We start from the raw sequence: 18,255 nt of genomic DNA, 5'->3' as shown, positions 1-18,255 counted from the left end.
GGCTTTTTTCCACCAGGGAATGAGGAATTTTGTCAATGACGGTCTCGATTAAAAACAGCCAGATCGATGTGAACAGCTGGTATCAAAAAATCACCTTAACCATCACCAATGAAAATAACAGCGCCGTGGATATCAATCATGCGGCCATTGGTTTTACCGGGTCCGGACATCAGGATCCGTGGGGCAATTTTGGCGGTACGCTTAAAGGGGATATGCCCCTCACCTTGAGCGGTAAAACGCAGGGAGCCCTCGACGTCAATGAAATCATTATTAATAACAGCCAACCGCTGCTGCTGCAGCCCGGTGAAAGCGGCACGTTATTCTTCAGCTTTGCCGCCACTCAGGTACCGGTCAAAATCTCAACTTTTAGCTTAACCCTGGCCTCATCTGCGCAAGATGATAGCGCTGATGAATCTGCGGACGAGGGGCAGCCGGAACCTGAAGCCCCCGTCGATGATCAAACTGATGATGTCGCGCCTGTACCGGAAGAGATTATCCCTGACGATGAGGGTACGGATGAGATGGCTCCTGAGCCTGAAGAGCAGGGCGATGATGCGGTTGTGGAAGGAGAGGGAATGACTGTTGTCGCAAGCCCGCTGAGCACGACCAGCTGGTATCAACGGGTGACTCTGACGCTGACCAACCTCTATGCCCAGGCTATCGACCTTAACCAACTTAAGCTGCAGTTTACCGCCAGCGCGCATCCCGATCCTTACAGCGCGTTCAGCGGATCTTTGCTCGGCAACAAGCCCGTAACGTTGGGCAGCGACGGCGGTTGGCCAATCGAAAAGAACACGATTACGATAAATAATGATGGGCAATTCTGGCTAAAGGGCGGCGCAAGCGCTGAGCTGCAGTTCTATCTTTCCGCTACCCAAACTCCGGTCACTATGAGCGGCTTAACGGCAATCCTCGCGCACGACCCAGGTCGTCAGGGCAAGATCAATATTCAGTTCCCTTCGTTAAAACAAAACACCACCCTGAAGCCGACGATCGACCTGTACTATCCGGATGCGACTTCACGACGCTTTGCAGGCGAGTGGGGAGAGACGCTGACCATCAGCGATCTTAGCGCAGGTGAGTACACGATCGCTGTGCTGGAGCTGAGTAATGATGATATGCAGATCGTACCCGTTGAATCGACGTTCAGGCTGAAGCTGGCTGGTGGATCTGACTGCCAGACCTGTCAGGTCGCGTATCAGGCGCCGGTACAGTTTGCTTCAGTACGTCTTATCGTCGATGCCCCTGAGTTTGCCGGCGCGGAAATGGTGGTTGAGCTGTGGTCGGAATCTGGGGTATGCGAAAGAACCCTGACGATGCCCGTCAACCAAATACAGCTGGTGGATCGGCTTATCGCCGGTCACTGCTACGAGATTGGCTTACAGTCGACGGTAATCAATAACCAGATGATTAGCCATCCCGCCCGACCGACGATTTTTACCCCTGAGCAGGGCCAGGTGAAAGAGGTGAGCATCGGCTTCCAGCAGACCGGGGTTGATAGTCATGATTTTGTCGAAGTTCAGGTGACGATACTAGGTTTACCTGAGGGCGTATCGCCTCAGCGCTATCGGTTCTGCTGCGGGCAATATCAATATACCGTGATGCTGGAGAGCGATGCCCGTCTGCAAACGCTGGCGATGCATCTGGCTCCCGGACAGTATAGCGTTGAGACTCCCGATGTTTACGTCGCCGGTACACCGTGGCGCTGTGAACAGGATGCGCCGCTGCGGCTGCTGAAAAGCGTCAATCACATTACGCTCGAGTTTGTGCAGGGCGTTCCACTGCAGGTTAAAGGCTGGCCGGACTATCTTGCCCACGGCGGGGTGACGGTGAATGCCGCGGATACCGTATCGCTATATCGCGACGTCCCTTTTAGCGCCCTGTTTAAATATGATGGTTTTGACGGCGGCGGCGACCCGCTACCGGCGGCGGAAGTGGATAAAAACGGTGACGGCTTCCTTGATTATGACTCGCTGCCGATTCACAAAACCGTTCCGCTGGTGCGTGAGATTGAAAAAGAAGCGGGACGCTCCGTGATGCCGGTCATGGTGGTTTATACCGCTAACGCCAGCGGCGGCAGCGCGCTCTCGGATCTTCAGGACGGACAGCGGTTACGTAACCACTTTGGTAACTTCATCACCCAGTGTCTTGCGGCGCAGTCCTGGAAGGACGACCAGCACGCCGTTCCCGCCACCTTTGTGCTGAATCCGGATTTCCTTGGCGCGATACAGCAGGAGCCGTACGGCTATACCGCGGTACGTAAAGCGAATAGCGTACAGGTTAACGTCCAGCTGGCGGCGGCGATTAACGCTTTGCCTGCTCTTCCGGGATTCAGCGCGCCGCTGTTGCCGACGTTTTCTAACGATCTTTATGGTTATGTCCAGGCGATTAACTATATTGTGCGCCAGTTTGCGCCGGACGTGGCCTTCGGCTGGCAGACCAACGTCTGGGCGACGGGAACGGCAGACTGGGTACTCAGAGCAAATGCCGATCCTGTGGCCCAGGGGACAGCGATAGCCAGCTTTATCAATGAGCTGGGAGTGTATAGCGGTGAGTATGCGCCAGATTTTATCGCCTTTGATAAATTTGAACGCGATTGCTTTAGCCCGGATGCATTAGCGCACTATGGCTGGAACGCGACCTGCTGGTTTAATTATTTAGGGATGGTAAAACAAGCGGCTAAAGACCTGCATAAACCGGCTATGCTATGGCAAATCCCGGGGGGCCATATGCCAACCGTAGACGAAGGCAACAGTAAAATTGCCGCCGCGCACTACGCGTCGGGCGGAAGCTTCTTTATGGGCGATGCGCGTATTGGCAGCGATCTCAATACCATCGCTTCGGATCTGTTAAATACGACGGTGAATAGCGCGACTTATGGCGTAGCGACAGTCGGCGACTTTTTACGCCAGGATAATGGCTACGACTGGGGGCAGATGCAGGCGTTAAATCTCCCTGATTATAACGTTTTCTCGGTACTTTGGGGCGGAGGCTCAACGGTAAGCATTACGACAATTCACTCTAACGGTGAAGATGGCGGTTGGCTGGCAGAAAAAATGGTGGAATATTACTCAGCGCCAAAATATTTTAGTTAATAACACCTCTTTCCCTGCTGTTTAGTGAAGAAAAATCGTCTTGTTCATAGTGATTCAGAGAGTTTAATATTCTGAATCACTATTTTTTATGAGGTTTTTTATTTTCCGAGAAATAGTTTCATTTGTGATTTTATTTCCCTGTTAATATTATGTTTTGAGGTTTAATTGAGCTTGTTGATATTTTTATTAAGAATTTACTCATCGTGCTAAGTATTGCGTATTTGTGCGGGTTTGGTACAGATATACTACCAGGTGGTTTTATTTATAATTAATTGAAGACACCTTTCATTAAGTATATGTTGGGTTGACCTATGATTATGGTTTTTAATGAAAAAATGAAAGTTGACATTGCTGAAAACGATAATGAGAATACCTTGCACTCATATTTATTTTCCCAGCAGGCTAAACCACATGCAGCGCTTGATGCGCTCTTCTCCGCATTATGGTCTTTTGGTAAGCCTTTTAATTTAAATCCTGGTGATGAGTTTTTACTTAATTCTGGCGGTGAGAATAAAATAGTCCTTCTGCAGTCCGGGATTTTTTCATTTTGCCGCTGCGGCAGTGGACTTCATGTGAGTTCTACATTTGCGCCCTCTATTGTCGGACTCGTCGATAGCTATGGGGTAACCTACGATGTTCCGACCCGACCGGAGCACTTTCTGGTGGCCGAAACCGAGTGCAGCGGACGTGCGGTTTCTTTGCCCGACTTTATTAAGACCGTCGATGAGTGCGATCTGTGGCACGATGTCGCACGAATACTTGCCTATCGTCTGATGGTGATGAGCGTACGGGATCGGGAGTTGGTTGGCGTGGATTCTTATCTGAAGGTGCGCGCATTATTAATCGAGCTTTGGGCTTATGCCAGCGAATACCGACAAAGCATTAACGTCCTTAACTTTATTCAAAGACGAACGGGCATATCCCGTAGCCGTACGATGAAACTTCTCTCTGAACTTAAGAAAGGGGGTTATATTAGTATCGATGGCGGTCGTTTATTAGACATGAAGAAATTACCGACGGCCTATTAGCGATGTTGCATAAAAGGTGTTTTTTTACATCAATTAAACACCTTTTAAAAAGTATTACGAACGGTTGTCTTTCGTGTGTTCATGTATTAATTAAAAAGTCAATAGTCCTGATGGCATAGGGTGTATCTCATGACTATAGTTCTTTTAAAACATGAGGTTATCTGTAGTCCTATAAAAACAGCAGGTGATGATTGCAACTGTTTATACCTTTTATAATAATTAACTAATGTCAGAGTGTTTATTTGAGTGAGGCGATTACTGGTCAGTAAGTTATCTCATATTAATGACGTGAGTGTCTTCCTGTAGCATATAAAGCCAGAGATCGTCAGGCTGGCCTGAGCGAAAGCCCTTGTCCACCAATGTCTGATATTTATCAAACTATAACACTGGGTTTTTATTAAATTTAAAAGGGATTATATGAAAAAGCATCTATTAGCCATGATGGTGACTGCTATTTCTGCAGGCGGCATGATGACTTCCGCTTTTGCGGATACGGCGACCGTTTCTGGTGGCACTGTTAATTTTGTCGGCCAGGTTGTTAATGCCGCCTGTTCTGTTTCTGCTGACTCCGTTGATCAAACGGTCACCTTAAGCCAGGTTCGTGCCAGCAAATTAACGGCCGCCGGCATGGTTGCGAATCAAAAAGAAGATTTCTCGATCAAACTGGAAGATTGCGATACCACGGTAAGCCAGGAAGCCGCAGTTATTTTTAACGGTCAGCAGGACGGTACGCTGGCCGGCTCCCTTGCCAACACCGCAGGTGCTGGTGCGGCTACCAACGTCGCTCTGCAGCTGTATGGTCCGGACGGCCAGCCGCTCAATATTGGCGATACTTCTGGCACCGTAACGTTAATTGATGGTGAAAACGTGGTTCCGCTGAGCGTCGATTATATCGCCACCGGCGCTGTAGTTGCCGGTAACGTCTCTGCTACCGCCACCTTTAGTATGGTGTACTCCTGATTTCTTTTCAGGTATTCCTCCGTGCATCTTGCACGGAGGAAACGCTATTTATGTTGCGCCCAAAATCGTTTATTTACTTAGAAAATGCTTAAAAGAACAATTCAATTTCTATCGCTGTTGCTGGCTATCGCTGGAATAATAAACCAGGCGCACGCGGGCGGTATCGCTCTGGGATCAACCCGCGTTATCTATCCGCAGGGAAGCAAGCAGGTCTCTCTGCCGGTTATTAACTCCTCGGAGAACAACGTTTTCCTGATTCAGTCCTGGGTTGCCAATGCTGATGGTAGCCGGAGCGCTGATTTTATTATTACCCCGCCGCTGTTCGTGATTCAGCCGAAAAAAGAGAACACCCTGCGAATTATGTACATCGGTCCGTCTTTGCCCACCGACCGGGAAAGCGTGTTCTATCTCAATAGCAAAGCGATCCCCTCGGTCGATAAAACCAGGCTGGCGAATAATTCATTGCAAATTGCGACCCAAAGCGTCATTAAACTTTTTATTCGTCCTGCGGATTTGTCCGTTCCTTCCACAAATGCGCCCGCGATGCTGCGCTGCCATAGCCAAAACGGTCGATTAATCGTTACCAATCCGTCGCCCTACTATGTCTCTCTGGTTGAAATACATGCTGGAAGCCGAAAACTGCCGAATGCCATGGTCGCGCCAAAAAGCGAGCTGACGTTGCAGAGCAGCGAAAGCCGGGTAACCTTCCAGACCGTCAATGATTTTGGTGCGACCACGCCTGTACAAACCTGCCAGAGCCAATCTTAGCGTGCAGAAAATGGCTGCTATAAAGCGTCAATCGCCGTCTGTCAGTAAACCGGTGCTGATGACCCTGACTTTAGTCAGCGTGTTAACGCTGCCGAAGGGCTGGGCGGATAACTATTTTAATCCCGCGTTTTTATCGGACGATCCGTCCAGGATCGCCGATCTTTCACGTTTTGAAGGCAACGGCCAGGCGCCTGGCGTTTATCGGGTCGACGTCTATCTGAATGGCGCCTTTCTTGCCACCCGCGATATGACCTTCTACGAAGCGAAACCCTCCGCCAGGATGCCAGCCGCAGACGACTCCGGGCTAAGCGCTTGTCTGACGCCTGATATGCTCAAAGAGATGAAGGTGAACGTTGAGGCCTTTCCGGGGTTGTTAAAGCCCTCTTCTCAAGGGTGCGTGGATATTGCCGCCGCCATTCCCGCGGCTTTCGCGCGCTTTGATTTCACCCAGCAGCGCCTGAATATCAGTATTCCCCAGGCGGCGATGAAGAACAGCGCCAGGGGCTATATTGCACCTGAATACTGGGATGAAGGGATCAACGCGCTATTGCTTAATTACACGTTTACCGGTGCGAATAGCCGCGATCGCAGCGAGGGCGGCGTTGATGCCCGTACCCTGTTTCTTGGCCTTAACAGTGGCCTGAACCTTGGCGCCTGGCGCTTGCGTAACTATTCCACCTGGAACGATAACAGCGGCGGCGAGAGCAATAAAAGCGACTGGCAGCATATCAGCACATATGTAGAGCGCGATTTGCGCGCTCTGAAAAGCGAACTGACCGCAGGAGATAGCTATACGCCTTCCGCGATCTTCGACAGTTTGCCCTTTCGCGGCATTCAGCTGGCTTCCGATGACAACATGCTGCCTGACAGTATGAAAGGCTTCGCACCGACCATCCACGGTATCGCTAAAAGCAATGCCCAGGTGACCATTCGGCAGAATGGCTACACCATCGACCAGCGCTACGTCTCTCCCGGCGCATTTACCATTGACGACCTTTACTCCACGGCCAGCAGCGGTGATTTGAGCGTTGAGATAAAAGAGTCCGATGGCAGCATCACTCGCTATAGCGTGCCGTATTCCGCTGTGCCAATTCTGCAACGTGAAGGGCGGTTGAAATACGCGGCCACGGCGGCGACCTATCGCGGCGACAGCAGCCAGAAAGAGGACGTTAAGTTTGGCCAGGCGACGCTGATATGGGGCCTGCCGCACGGCTTTACCGTCTACGGCGGGACGCAGTTTGCCGATCATTATCGCGCGCTGGCGTTAGGTACGGGAGCCAATCTGGGCGACTGGGGGGCGATTTCCGTCGACCTGACCCAGGCGCGCAGCACCCTGGCTGATGATAGCGAGCATCAGGGGCAATCCACGCGTTTTCTTTACGCTAAATCGCTGAATAGTCTGGGAACTAACTTTCAGCTGCTCGGCTATCGCTACTCAACATCGGGTTTTTATACCCTCGACGAGACGGCGTTGAAGCGCATGTCTGGCTATAACGGTCCAACCGACGAAAATGAAGACCAGCGTAGCTGGAGCGATTACTACAACCTCTATTACACCAAACGCGGCAAGATTCAGCTGAATATCTCGCAGCAGCTTGGGCGTTTTGGTTCGCTTTATGTAACCGGTAGTCAGCAGAGCTACTGGCATACCGGTGAGAAGAACACGCTGCTGCAAGTGGGCTATAGCGATACCCTGGCGGGCGTGTCATGGAGCCTCTCTTATAACCAAAGCCGTGCCCCGGGAGAGGACAAGAGCGACCAGCTTATTGCCCTGAATCTCTCGCTGCCGCTCAGCCAGTGGCTACATCACAGCGATGATGTTACCCACAAGCATCACAATATCTACGCCACGTTCAGCACCAGTACCGATCGGCACGGCGGCGTCAGCCAAAATGCCGGAATAAGCGGTACCGCGCTGGCGCAAAACAATCTCAGCTATAGCGTACAGCAGGGTTATCAAAATCATGGCGTTGGTAAAAGCGGCGCCGCCAGCCTCGAATATGATGGCGCCGAAGGCAATGTCAACGTGGGCTATAACACCAGCAATAACGGCGATTATCAGCAGATAAATTACGGTCTGAGCGGCGGCATAGTGGCGCATGCGCACGGCTTAACGCTGAGCCAGCCGCTGGGCGAGACCAACGTGCTGATCGCCGCTCCGGGAGCAGGCAATGTCAATATTGATGACGAGCCGGGCATTCATACCGATCGCCGGGGCTATGCGGTGGTGCCTTACGCCACGACCTATCGCCAAAATCGCATGGCGCTGGATGTGAACTCGATGGCGGATGACGTGGATATCGACGATGCCGTCGTGAACGTCGTGCCTACGCAGGGCGCGCTGGTACTGGCCAGCTTTAAAGCGCGCGTCGGCGAACGTGCGCTCCTGACGCTGCTGCACGACGGGCAGCCGGTACCGTTCGGCGCGACCGCCTCGACCGATGCGTCAGCGGAGGAGGCGATCGTCGGCGATGACGGCGAAGTTTACCTGGCCGGTTTGAGCCCCCAGGGAACGCTCAAAGTGCAGTGGGGCCGGGGAGCTTCCCGGCAGTGTCTGGTGCATTATCAACTTCCCGCAACCCGGCAGGCCCTGGTGCGACAACGCGTGGAATGCCGCTAAATGAAGACGGGTTTATTTTTTATTCCGCTGGCGGGACTGCTGTTAGCCAATGCGGCTCAGGCTGCCGTCTGTCAAAACGTCAACGGCGCGCCTACTACGGTCGATTACGATCTGAGTACCACCCTCACGGCGGCCCAAAACGCGGCGGGGAATACGGTTCAGTTGACCAAAAACCAGGAAGTGAACGTTCAGGCCGTGTGTCCCGCAGGGTCGGCATTCTCGAACCGGACGTATCGTTCCTATGTTTCACCCTACGCCGTGGTTGAAACCAGCGGCCCCTGGAAGTATTTAAAGCTCGACCCTGACTATCTGGAGGGGGCGATGAGAATTGACGACTCCGCGGCAGGAACCCTTTATCTCCCTACCAACTACGCCTATATGGGCACCGATGACAGCGTAAACGCCGGCAAACCGTTCTACATCCGCGACTCGAACCTGGTGTTTCAGCTCAAGATTGCCAGGCCTTTCGTGGGAACCGTCACTATCACTCCGAAGACCATGTTCAACGTCTACGTGACGACAGGGACGAGCGATCCCCTGAGCAACGTGGTTTACAACATTGCTTACAGCGGAACGGTAACCGTGCCACAAAGCTGCGAAATCAACGCAGGGCAGACCATTCTTGTGGATTTCGGCTCGCTTTATAGCGGTGGCTTCAACCGCGCCGGGGCAAAGCCGGTGAGCGTCAGAAATAAAAAATTCAGGGTGCCGGTGAAATGCAGCGGCGTGAATTCGCAGGTTAATTTAAGCCTGCGGCTGATTGCGACAGCGGATACTCACCTTAACCAGGCTATCGCCTCGGATAACCCGGGCGTCGGCGTGGTGGTTGAGACCAACGATGGCGCGGTATTGACGCCAAACGATGCCAGCAGCGTGGTGCCTTTCGTCACTGACGATGCCGGCAAAGCCAACATCGCGCTGCAGGCTTATCCGGTTAGCACGACCGGAGAAATCCCCGCAGAGGGCGTATTTACCGCGCTGGCTAACCTGCGGGTGGACTTCGACTAAATGAGCTTAAAACGCGGTCTCTTTTTAGCGCTCCTCTGCGGGAGCCCATTTTGCCAGGCCGGTGATACCGGCAACAACCTGGAATTTACCGGCACGATCGTTGCGCAAACCTGCGATGTGGAGATTTCCAGCGTCAGCCAGAGTATCGATTTGGGGCAGTTTTCGGTTGAGGATTTTCCCGCAACCGGAACGACGACAAAATTTAAGCCGTTTAACATTAATCTGAAAAACTGCTCCCGGGGAATTACCGGAACCAAAATCTGGTTTACCGGCACGGCAGACAGTGATGATCCGTCGCTGCTGGCGCTGACCGATACCGGCATGGGTAACGAAAATATGCTGGCCAGCGGCATCGGCGTGGAGCTGCTTGATGAAGATCAAGATGATGTCAGTATGAATAATAGTGAATCAGTAGTTTATCCCCTCAAGGCCGGGCGCAATACGCTCTCCTTCTACATTCGCTACAAATCGACACGGCCAGTGGTCACCTCCGGCAATGCGACGGCGGTGATGTATTTCGACCTGCAATACGAATAGGCGCAGCGATGAATAAATATGCTTATTATGCCTGCATGGCTTGCTGCCTTCTGACGACAGCAACAGCAGACGCGCATGACGGGCGTGTCTATGTCACCGGCACGATTACCGACAATACCTGCACGCTGTTGCCGGATTCAGAAAACATTAACGTGGAGATGGGCAGCGTATCGAACCGTCAGTTTTACCAGGCTGGCGATGGTTCCGCCTGGCAGCCTTTCGCCATTGATTTGCAAAACTGCGGCAGCACCGTCAGCGGCGTTACGGTGAGCTTCAGCGGGACGGCAAATCAGCGAAATACGGATCTCCTGGCGCTTATCGACGCGGCGGACGATGCCACAGGGATTGGCATTGGCCTCTATGACCAGGATAAACATCTTATTCCGCCAGGGCAGACGAGCGAAGTCATCGCGCTTTCTCCGGGGCAGACTTCCGCGCATCTGCAGTTCTATGCTCGTTATGTCGCGGACGGCAGCGCGGTTACGGCCGGAAAGGCGAATGCTTCAGCCACGTTTATCCTCGCCTATGAATAAACTCCTTTTTTATATCGTCATGAGCTGGCTGCTGCCGATCCCTGTGGCTCAGGCGGGCGTGGTGATCGGCGGGACGCGGTTTATCTATCATGCGCAGATGCCGACCCTAAGCGTGCCGGTGAGCAACACCTCTTCTGAGAGCTGGCTTATTGATAGCCACATTCAGTCGGCGCAACGATGGCCCGGCGCGGCTATTGCCGCAGGGAACAGACCCCCCTTTATCATTACGCCGCCGTTGTTCCGTCTTGCGGCAGAGCAGGAGAATACGCTGCGCGTGACCTGGACCGGCGACGCGCTCCCCTCCGACCGGGAAAGCCTGTTCACATTGAGTATTGCCGCCATACCCTCCGGTAAGCCTGGCGACCATCATGTTCAGATGGCCTTTCGTTCCGCGCTGAAGCTTATCTATCGTCCTGCTGGCCTGGCAGGCAATCCCCAGCAGGCGTACCGGGGGCTGCGCTGGACGTTGACCCCGGAGGGGCTGTCGGTACAGAACCCGGGCCCTTATTACGTCACGCTCTTCTCGCTCAAGGCCAACGGCCGGCCCATTGATACCGCAGGTGTCGTCGCCCCTTTTTCGACGCGCAAAACCGACTGGTGCCAGCGGGCGACCCGCTGCGAGGTGCGCTGGCAAAGCATTAATGATTATGGCCGCGTGCTGCCGCCGATAGCGGCGAACGTACTGCTGGCGCGCTGATTTTTATCCCTGGAATGAGAGTTTGTTTTATGCACGAGTCATCTTTAAAGCTGAGCTGCCTGGCGGCGCTGGCGCTGGTTAGCGGCGCGATTTCTTTACCGGCGCAGGCGGAGAACGGCGAGCCGGCGTCGCAGATTGGTCCGGCGGCGGAGGCCTATATCGCCAGCCATCCGGATAAAGTCGGCGAAGCCGTAGCCACGTATCTGGCCAATCACCCGGAATTTCTCATCGCCGCCAGCGAAACGCTACATCAGCGGCAGCAGATCGCCCAACAGCAGGCTTACGTACAGCTGGCCCTGCAGTATCAGGCCGGGCTGTTGAGCAGCGCCAGCCCATCCGTTGGCCCGGCAGATGCGAAAGCTGCAGTGGTCATGTTCTTTGATTATCAGTGTTCATGGTGCAGCAAAATGGCGCCGGTTATCGAGGCGCTGATCAAAGCCAACCCGGATACGCGCTTTGTTTTCAAAGAGTTCCCTATTTTTTCTTCGCGCTGGCCGGTATCGGGGCTGGCAGCAAGGATCGGCGAACAGGTGTGGTTAAGCGACGGCGGCGCCAAATATCTTGACTGGCATAACGCGCTCTATGCCACCGGTAAAGTGGAAGGCGCGCTCACGGAACAGGATGTCTATGGCCTGGCGCAGCATTATCTGTCGAAAGAGAAGATCGCGGAGGTCAAGCAGGCGCAGGATAGCGGGGCGGTTCATGACGCTCTGCTGGCAAATCAGGCGCTGGCCCAGCATATGAACTTTTCCGGTACCCCCGCGTTTGTCGTGATGCCACAGGCGAAAACGCCGGAGGCTAACCGCGTCTCGGTGATGCCCGGCAGCTCCTCGCAGGACGCTCTGCAGACGGCGATTCAGAAAGCGAAAGGCTAGGGACGGCGTTCTCCACCGGGGTGGTCACGCCCCGGTGAAATCAAACACAGGAGTGTCGAAACATGGAAAAAATGCCCCTCATACATAGTGTGATGCCCGCGCTGGTCTTGCCGCTATGGTTTATCGGCTGCGCGTGCCTCGCCTCCGGCGGTCAGCTTCAGTTTTCCGGTAGCGTGATAACCGCCGCCTGCTGGAACGAAACGGGAACCTCCGATATTTTATGCCAGCGTCAGGATCGTCTTGAGCGTCATATCACCGTGGAAAACCTCATTGTGCCCATATCCTCCCCCTATGCCACGATTGAAAAGTCCTACCTGGATGAGGACAAACAGCTAACGCTGCTGCGCGTGGTCTATGACTGATCCTCACGCCCGTCTGTCATTGCCAATAATCCGATCGCCCCGGTCCCTCAGGCAAGATAAGGGGCGGAGAAGAGGGTATTTCTTGCGCATCTGTTTAATGAGTCAGTGCCGTTTTCATTATTGTTAAGAGAATATTCTCTGCAACAGAAACATTCATTTATGTGGTTATTAACAACATTCATTGACACCCTTTTTGCATGAGTTTTTATGCCGTTGCTATGTGAGATTTCAATCACTAATATCATTTTCTTTTCGATTGATACTTCTTTCCCGATTGGCCGGTTTGGCTATGGATACATCAATTTTACTCCCATGAATATCTGCAATTATAGGCTGGTGAGAGAGCAATAATACATCTGGCCAGAGGGCTTATGGGATTAAATGCGTTATATGTTGCGTTATCAATTTTTAAATTTTTTTCTGAGGGATTAACATGAAAAAAACATGTGTTGCCGGCCTGATTGGCCTGGCATTATGCGCAGGTAGCGCCATGCATTCTGTTTATGCCGCTGATGCTAAACATCCCAATCTGGTCATCATTCTGGCAGATGATTTAGGCTATGGTGACCTGGGCGCCTATGGGCATCAAATCGTCAAAACGCCCAATATTGATAAGCTGGCTCAGGAAGGGGTGAAGTTCACCGATTATTATGCTCCGGCGCCGCTCTGCTCACCTTCGCGGGCGGGCCTGTTGACCGGCCGCATGCCGTTTCGTACGGGCATTAGATCGTGGATCCCGGAGGGGAAAAATGTTGCCTTAGGCCGTAACGAGCTGACGATTGCGAATCTGCTGAAGCAGCAGGGTTACGATACGGCGATTATGGGCAAACTCCATCTCAACGCCGGCGGCGATCGTACCGACCAGCCGCAGGCGAAGGACATGGGCTTTGACTACAGGCTGGTCAATACCGCCGGGTTCGTGAGCGACTCAACGCTGGATAACGCCAAAGAGCGTCCTCGCTACGGCATGGTCTATCCCACCGGTTTTACCCGCAACGAGAAACCTATCGGTCGCGCGAAGACGTTCAGCGGCGAGCTGGTGAGTTCGGAAGTCGTCAACTGGCTGGATAAGAAGAAAGATAACAACCCCTTCTTCCTCTACGTCGCCTTTACCGAAGTGCATAGCCCGCTGGCCTCGCCGAAGAAATATCTCGATATGTACGCGCCTTATATCAGCGCTTATGCGAAGCAGCACCCGGATCTGTTCTACGGTGATTGGGCGGATAAGCCCTGGCGCGGCGCCGGTGAGTACTATGCCAACATCAGCTATATGGATGCTCAGGTAGGGAAAGTGCTCGACAAGATTAAAGCAATGGGTGAAGAAGATAACACGATCGTAATTTTTACCAGCGATAACGGCCCGGTTACCCGCGAAGCGCGAAAAGTTTATGAGCTGAACCTTGCTGGTGAAACGGATGGGCTGCGGGGTCGTAAAGATAACCTGTGGGAAGGCGGAATTCGCGTCCCGGCGATTATCAAATATGGTCACCATATTCCGCAGGGGATGGTCTCAGAAACGCCGATGTCGGGTCTGGACTGGATGCCGACGCTGGCGCAGATGATGAACTTCCCTCTGCCGAAGGACCGTACCTATGACGGCCAGTCAATCGTACCGGTACTGGAGAAGCAAGCGTTCAAGCGGGAAAAACCGCTGATTTTCGGTATCGATATGCCGTTCCAGGACGATCCGACCGATGAATGGGCGATTCGCGACGGCGACTGGAAAATGATTATTGACCGCGAAGGTAAGGCTAAATACCTCTATAATCTGAAGCAGGATCGCGCAGAAACGCTAAATCAAATCGGTAAGCAGCCCGAAATTGAGCAGCGGATGTTCGCTGAGTTTCTGAAATATAAAAATGACATCGATAATGATTCACTGATGAAAGCCCGCGGAGATAAACCGACGCCGGTGACCTGGGGCTGATGAAATATTAGCATATCATAATCGTATGCTACCAGGCGCCATACCTGCCTGATTCAGCGTTCTGACGTTGAATCAGGTATTTTTATTGGCCCGCATCGGCGGATAGACAGAGGCTGCAATAACCTGAACCGTTACTCATAATCAAAAAAAGGGTGATAACGCGCTTTTACCCTGGAGAAATAATAGTGATAAAATCAGCGAGGCCCGAGGGAAATATTCGCAGTGAGTGAATATGTTTAACGACGTTAATGTTAATAGTTGCAAAACGCCCGGTTGTAAAAATCTTGGCGTGCTTAATAGCCCTGATTATCTTCGTCAGGGAGAAAATATCCTGTGCCGGGAATGCGGCTTTCTCTTTCCGCCCATTTCGGCGATTTCCCTTAACACTTTTCGCCGCACGGTAAACCAGGGATGGAAGGGGCTGGTTAAGCAGTGTCCGGGATGCGGCAGCGTTTCTCTAAAACGCTACGGCTACTCGGCGCAGGGCGAGCGGCGTATGGCATGTCGCGACTGCAGCAAGACCTTCGTGATACCGGACAGCCTGACCCTCACGCCTCGCCAGCAGGAGCTTGCCGCTTTCATCCAGCAAGGCAGCTCGCTTAACGATATTCGCACTCTACTGGCTATCGATAACACTACATTAGGCCGCGAATTAGCTAACCTCTCTTATCGCGCGGACCTGGCGGAGCGCGCTTTTGACTTTCCGGCGTTTGATATTGTTCTCACCACCCGGGCGTTTAGCCTTGGTTTTAACGGTGGAGAGAATCGGCTGTATGTGCTGGTCACCGCTGAGGAAAAAAGCGGTAAAGTGGTGGCTATCTCGACGAACTATACTCCACGCCCGGTTGAGCCGGCGTATCAGTATCAATCGCAATATGAAGAACGACTGCCCCCAGGCACGCTGGCGTATCTCGTGCAACGCAAAGAAATGCTCACTATGCGGCGTCGTGGCGCGCTGTTTGATATTGATTACGGGCCGGGAACGTTGCACCGGCATGTGCGAGGTATGCTGGTTAAACCCGTATTGCCGGCCTATCGACATTTTGAACTGGTGCGAATGTTAACCGATGAGCGTTCGCTAAATGTGCAGCATTATCTCGATCATGAGTGTTTCATCCTTGGCGGATGTATGATGGCAAACCTGGCGCAGGTCCGGCAGGGGCGCTGCCATATTTCATTCGTCAGAGAACGCGGTGTAAACCCCCCTCAGGGCGAAATGCCACCGCGACTGTTCTACAGCGGCGGGATCCGCAACAATGTCTGGCGAACATTCTCCACGCGGGACTACGCCATGGCCGTTTGTAACCTGACCGGAAGTAAGAAAACCGGCCTGTTACGGCATGCGACCCTGCGAAGCGCCAGCGAATTTATAGACTATATTTATCGCCATCCTTTCCTTCCCTGGCTCACCAGGATGTCGCCTGCCAACGTGACGTCTGCGCTAAATCATTTGAAATATGAATATAACAACCGTCTTTCCTGCCTGCCTTTTTAAACTTCACTGCCCGGTTAACCCGGTCAGCATTTGACGGGCGTACATTCGTAAAAAACGATCTTAACGGCAATTTAAACCTACTTTTTTCGATGTATTTGCGTCTGTATTATACTTTTATCGAGTTGTTTGCCGATAAGGTGAGGTAAAAGTGAAACATCTACAGCGTTTTTTTCATAGCGAGGCATCCGGGGGGATAATCCTCATCTTCGCCGCCGCTATGGCGATGCTATTAGCCAATACGGGCCTGACCAGCGGCCTGTATCACTCTTTTCTGGAGACGCCCGTTCAGCTGCGCGTAGGCGCGTTAGAGATCAACAAGAACATGCTGTTGTGGATAAACGACGCGCTGATGGCGGTATTTTTCCTGCTTATAGGTCTGGAAGTAAAGCGCGAGATGAAACAGGGCGCGTTGGCCAGCCGTCGCCAGGCCGTATTTCCGGTCGTCGCGGCGTTGGGCGGCATGGTGGTTCCGGCGTTAGTCTATCTGGCATTTAACGGCCAGGATGCGATTGCCAGAGAAGGGTGGGCGATACCGGCTGCGACCGATATTGCCTTCGCGCTGGGCGTGCTGGCGCTGCTGGGCAATCGGGTTCCCGCTGCGCTGAAGATCTTTCTGATGGCGCTGGCCATCATCGACGATCTGGGCGCCATTATTATTATTGCGCTGTTCTACACGCACGATCTTTCCGTGGTGTCGTTGGTTGTCGCTGCAGGCGCCATTATGGTGCTGGCGGCGCTGAATATGAGCGGCGTACGGCGTACCGGGATCTATATTCTGGTCGGCGCCATACTCTGGACTGCGGTGCTGAAGTCGGGGGTTCACGCAACGCTGGCTGGCGTCATTGTCGGCTTTATGATCCCGCTAAAAGAGCAGAACGGTAAATCGCCGGCGAAGCAGCTTGAGCACGTGCTGCATCCGTGGGTGGCCTTCCTGATCCTGCCGCTGTTCGCCTTCGCTAACGCGGGCGTTTCTTTGCAGGGCGTCACGGTAGAAGGGCTGACCTCGCTGCTGCCGTTAGGTATTATTGCCGGGCTGTTTATCGGTAAGCCATTGGGAATTAGCGTATTCTGCTGGCTGGCGCTGAAGCTGAAATGGGCCTCGTTGCCGGAAGGGACAACCTGCAAGCAAATTATGGCGGTCGGCATTCTATGTGGGATTGGCTTCACAATGTCGATTTTTATTGCCACCCTGGCCTTCGGCAGCGTCGACCCCGGATTGATCAACTGGGCCAAGCTTGGCATCCTGATTGGATCGATATTATCGGCAGTCACGGGATACATCATACTGCGTAAGCGCGTAACGGATTCGGGCTACGCGGCTTAACATCTCACGGAGAGCCGCTACGGCTCTCCTGGACATTATCAGGGAGAGAAGCATGTCGCATATTAACTACAACCATCTGTACTACTTCTGGCATGTCTATAAAGAAGGCTCCGTTGTTGGCGCGGCGGAAGCGCTGTTCCTGACGCCGCAGACCATTACCGGGCAAATTAAGGCGCTGGAAGAGCGCCTGCAGGGGAAGTTGTTCAAGCGAAAAGGAAGAGGGCTGGAGCCCAGCGAATTAGGCGAGTTGGTTTTCCGCTATGCGGATCGCATGTTTACGCTGAGCCAGGAAATGCTCGATATCGTTAACTATCGTAAAGAGTCGAATCTGCTGTTTGACGTCGGCGTCGCGGACGCGCTGTCGAAAAGGTTGGTGAGCGGGGTACTGGATGCTGCCGTTGTCGATAATGAACAGATCCATTTACGCTGTTTCGAATCGACCCACGAAATGCTGCTGGAGCAGCTTAGCCAGCATAAGCTCGATATGATTATTTCCGACTGCCCTATTGATTCAACCCAGCAGGAAGGGCTGTTTTCAGTGAAAATTGGCGAATGCAGCGTCAGCTTCTGGTGCATGAATCCGCCGCCGAAAAAGCCGTTCCCGGCCTGTCTGGAAGAGCGTCGCTTACTGATCCCTGGCCGTCGTTCGATGTTAGGGCGCAAGCTGCTCAACTGGTTTAACTCGCAGGGATTGCAGGTGGAAATCCTCGGCGAGTTTGACGATGCGGCGTTGATGAAAGCCTTCGGCGCGGCGCATAATGCGATATTCGTTGCCCCGACGCTGTATGCGCATGATTTCTATAGCGATGAGTCGATAGTTGAGATCGGACGGATGGACAACGTCATGGAAGAGTATCACGCGATCTTCGCTGAACGAATGATCCAGCATCCGGCGGTGCAGCGTATTTGTCATCGCGACTATTCGGCGCTCTTTACGCCGCCGCAGGCCCAGGACAGCGCCGTTTCTGGCGGTTCGGCAAAGCAATAGTCACCAGAAGCGCGATGGTTGACGCTTTGAGCGATAGA

General features: G+C 53.1%; 15 protein-coding genes. All 15 read left to right on the top strand.

The features are described from left to right. Nucleotides 1-35 precede the first annotated feature (35 nt). The 15 genes from ACSIPU_RS18715 (at nt 36) to nhaR (ending at nt 18,217) form a co-directional block, all read left to right on the top strand. On the top strand, nt 36-3,095 hold the full coding sequence (locus tag ACSIPU_RS18715) for a chitinase (RefSeq protein WP_196558261.1): 3,060 nt from the start codon (nt 36-38) through the stop codon (nt 3,093-3,095). Between the two features lie 311 nt (nt 3,096-3,406). Continuing rightward, the gene (locus ACSIPU_RS18710) at nt 3,407-4,123 is read left to right on the top strand and encodes a winged helix-turn-helix transcriptional regulator (RefSeq protein WP_017145027.1); all 717 of its coding nucleotides are present in this window, start codon (nt 3,407-3,409) and stop codon (nt 4,121-4,123) included. A 417-nt stretch (nt 4,124-4,540) separates the two neighbouring features. Continuing rightward, nucleotides 4,541-5,083: a fimbrial protein BcfA gene (locus tag ACSIPU_RS18705; protein WP_004108376.1), complete on the top strand. Its 543-nt coding sequence runs from the start codon at nt 4,541-4,543 to the stop codon at nt 5,081-5,083. Between the two features lie 84 nt (nt 5,084-5,167). Next, nucleotides 5,168-5,851, top strand: a complete 684-nt coding sequence (locus ACSIPU_RS18700; RefSeq protein WP_004108372.1) for a fimbria/pilus periplasmic chaperone — start codon at nt 5,168-5,170, stop codon at nt 5,849-5,851. A gap of 10 nt (nt 5,852-5,861) precedes the next feature. Further along, nucleotides 5,862-8,471: a fimbrial biogenesis usher protein gene (locus ACSIPU_RS18695; RefSeq protein WP_196558263.1), complete on the top strand. Its 2,610-nt coding sequence runs from the start codon at nt 5,862-5,864 to the stop codon at nt 8,469-8,471. Beyond that, nucleotides 8,472-9,479, top strand: a complete 1,008-nt coding sequence (locus ACSIPU_RS18690; protein WP_017145025.1) for a fimbrial protein BcfD — start codon at nt 8,472-8,474, stop codon at nt 9,477-9,479. It begins immediately after the preceding gene. Then, nucleotides 9,480-10,016 carry a fimbrial protein BcfE gene (locus ACSIPU_RS18685; RefSeq protein WP_004108360.1) on the top strand — a complete coding sequence of 179 codons (537 nt, stop codon included), beginning with the start codon at nt 9,480-9,482 and terminating at the stop codon, nt 10,014-10,016. It begins immediately after the preceding gene. A gap of 35 nt (nt 10,017-10,051) precedes the next feature. Then, a complete protein-coding gene (locus ACSIPU_RS18680; protein WP_196558271.1) occupies nt 10,052-10,549 on the top strand; it encodes a fimbrial protein BcfF in 498 nt (165 codons plus the stop codon). After that, nucleotides 10,542-11,246 carry a pili/flagellar-assembly chaperone gene (locus tag ACSIPU_RS18675; RefSeq protein ID WP_032725853.1) on the top strand — a complete coding sequence of 235 codons (705 nt, stop codon included), beginning with the start codon at nt 10,542-10,544 and terminating at the stop codon, nt 11,244-11,246. Before ACSIPU_RS18680 ends, ACSIPU_RS18675 begins: the two co-directional genes overlap by 8 nt. Nucleotides 11,247-11,275: 29 nt before the next feature. Further along, a complete protein-coding gene (locus ACSIPU_RS18670) occupies nt 11,276-12,121 on the top strand; it encodes a DsbA family protein (RefSeq protein ID WP_004110447.1) in 846 nt (281 codons plus the stop codon). Between the two features lie 62 nt (nt 12,122-12,183). Beyond that, on the top strand, nt 12,184-12,483 hold the full coding sequence (locus ACSIPU_RS18665; protein ID WP_004108350.1) for a hypothetical protein: 300 nt from the start codon (nt 12,184-12,186) through the stop codon (nt 12,481-12,483). Between the two features lie 433 nt (nt 12,484-12,916). After that, the gene (locus tag ACSIPU_RS18660; protein ID WP_004108345.1) at nt 12,917-14,410 is read left to right on the top strand and encodes a sulfatase family protein; all 1,494 of its coding nucleotides are present in this window, start codon (nt 12,917-12,919) and stop codon (nt 14,408-14,410) included. A 232-nt stretch (nt 14,411-14,642) separates the two neighbouring features. After that, the gene (locus tag ACSIPU_RS18655; protein WP_196558265.1) at nt 14,643-15,905 is read left to right on the top strand and encodes an IS1 family transposase; all 1,263 of its coding nucleotides are present in this window, start codon (nt 14,643-14,645) and stop codon (nt 15,903-15,905) included. A 148-nt stretch (nt 15,906-16,053) separates the two neighbouring features. Next, entirely contained in the window at nt 16,054-17,229 is a 1,176-nt protein-coding gene (gene nhaA, locus ACSIPU_RS18650) for a Na+/H+ antiporter NhaA (RefSeq protein WP_196558267.1), read from the top strand. Nucleotides 17,230-17,281: 52 nt separating this feature from the next. Then, nucleotides 17,282-18,217: a transcriptional activator NhaR gene (gene nhaR / locus ACSIPU_RS18645; protein ID WP_004108338.1), complete on the top strand. Its 936-nt coding sequence runs from the start codon at nt 17,282-17,284 to the stop codon at nt 18,215-18,217. Nucleotides 18,218-18,255 lie beyond the last annotated feature (38 nt).

The organism is Klebsiella sp. HN106 (assembly GCF_051209435.1).
Taxonomy (GTDB): Bacteria; Pseudomonadota; Gammaproteobacteria; order Enterobacterales; family Enterobacteriaceae; genus Klebsiella; species Klebsiella oxytoca.
The sequence above is the reverse complement of the archived record's forward strand: the minus strand, read 5'-3'. Positions and strand labels throughout refer to the sequence as shown.

Excerpts from the sequence above, each read along its gene's own strand:
- ACSIPU_RS18715 (WP_196558261.1), top strand. The coding sequence starts at position 36 with ATGACGGTCTCGATTAAAAACAGCCAGATCGATGTGAACAGCTGGTAT.
- ACSIPU_RS18710 (WP_017145027.1), top strand. The coding sequence starts at position 3,407 with ATGATTATGGTTTTTAATGAAAAAATGAAAGTTGACATTGCTGAAAAC.
- ACSIPU_RS18705 (WP_004108376.1), top strand. The coding sequence starts at position 4,541 with ATGAAAAAGCATCTATTAGCCATGATGGTGACTGCTATTTCTGCAGGC.
- ACSIPU_RS18700 (WP_004108372.1), top strand. The coding sequence starts at position 5,168 with ATGCTTAAAAGAACAATTCAATTTCTATCGCTGTTGCTGGCTATCGCT.
- ACSIPU_RS18695 (WP_196558263.1), top strand. The coding sequence starts at position 5,862 with ATGGCTGCTATAAAGCGTCAATCGCCGTCTGTCAGTAAACCGGTGCTG.
- ACSIPU_RS18690 (WP_017145025.1), top strand. The coding sequence starts at position 8,472 with ATGAAGACGGGTTTATTTTTTATTCCGCTGGCGGGACTGCTGTTAGCC.
- ACSIPU_RS18685 (WP_004108360.1), top strand. The coding sequence starts at position 9,480 with ATGAGCTTAAAACGCGGTCTCTTTTTAGCGCTCCTCTGCGGGAGCCCA.
- ACSIPU_RS18680 (WP_196558271.1), top strand. The coding sequence starts at position 10,052 with ATGGCTTGCTGCCTTCTGACGACAGCAACAGCAGACGCGCATGACGGG.
- ACSIPU_RS18675 (WP_032725853.1), top strand. The coding sequence starts at position 10,542 with ATGAATAAACTCCTTTTTTATATCGTCATGAGCTGGCTGCTGCCGATC.
- ACSIPU_RS18670 (WP_004110447.1), top strand. The coding sequence starts at position 11,276 with ATGCACGAGTCATCTTTAAAGCTGAGCTGCCTGGCGGCGCTGGCGCTG.
- ACSIPU_RS18665 (WP_004108350.1), top strand. The coding sequence starts at position 12,184 with ATGGAAAAAATGCCCCTCATACATAGTGTGATGCCCGCGCTGGTCTTG.
- ACSIPU_RS18660 (WP_004108345.1), top strand. The coding sequence starts at position 12,917 with ATGAAAAAAACATGTGTTGCCGGCCTGATTGGCCTGGCATTATGCGCA.
- ACSIPU_RS18655 (WP_196558265.1), top strand. The coding sequence starts at position 14,643 with ATGTTTAACGACGTTAATGTTAATAGTTGCAAAACGCCCGGTTGTAAA.
- nhaR (WP_004108338.1), top strand. The coding sequence starts at position 17,282 with ATGTCGCATATTAACTACAACCATCTGTACTACTTCTGGCATGTCTAT.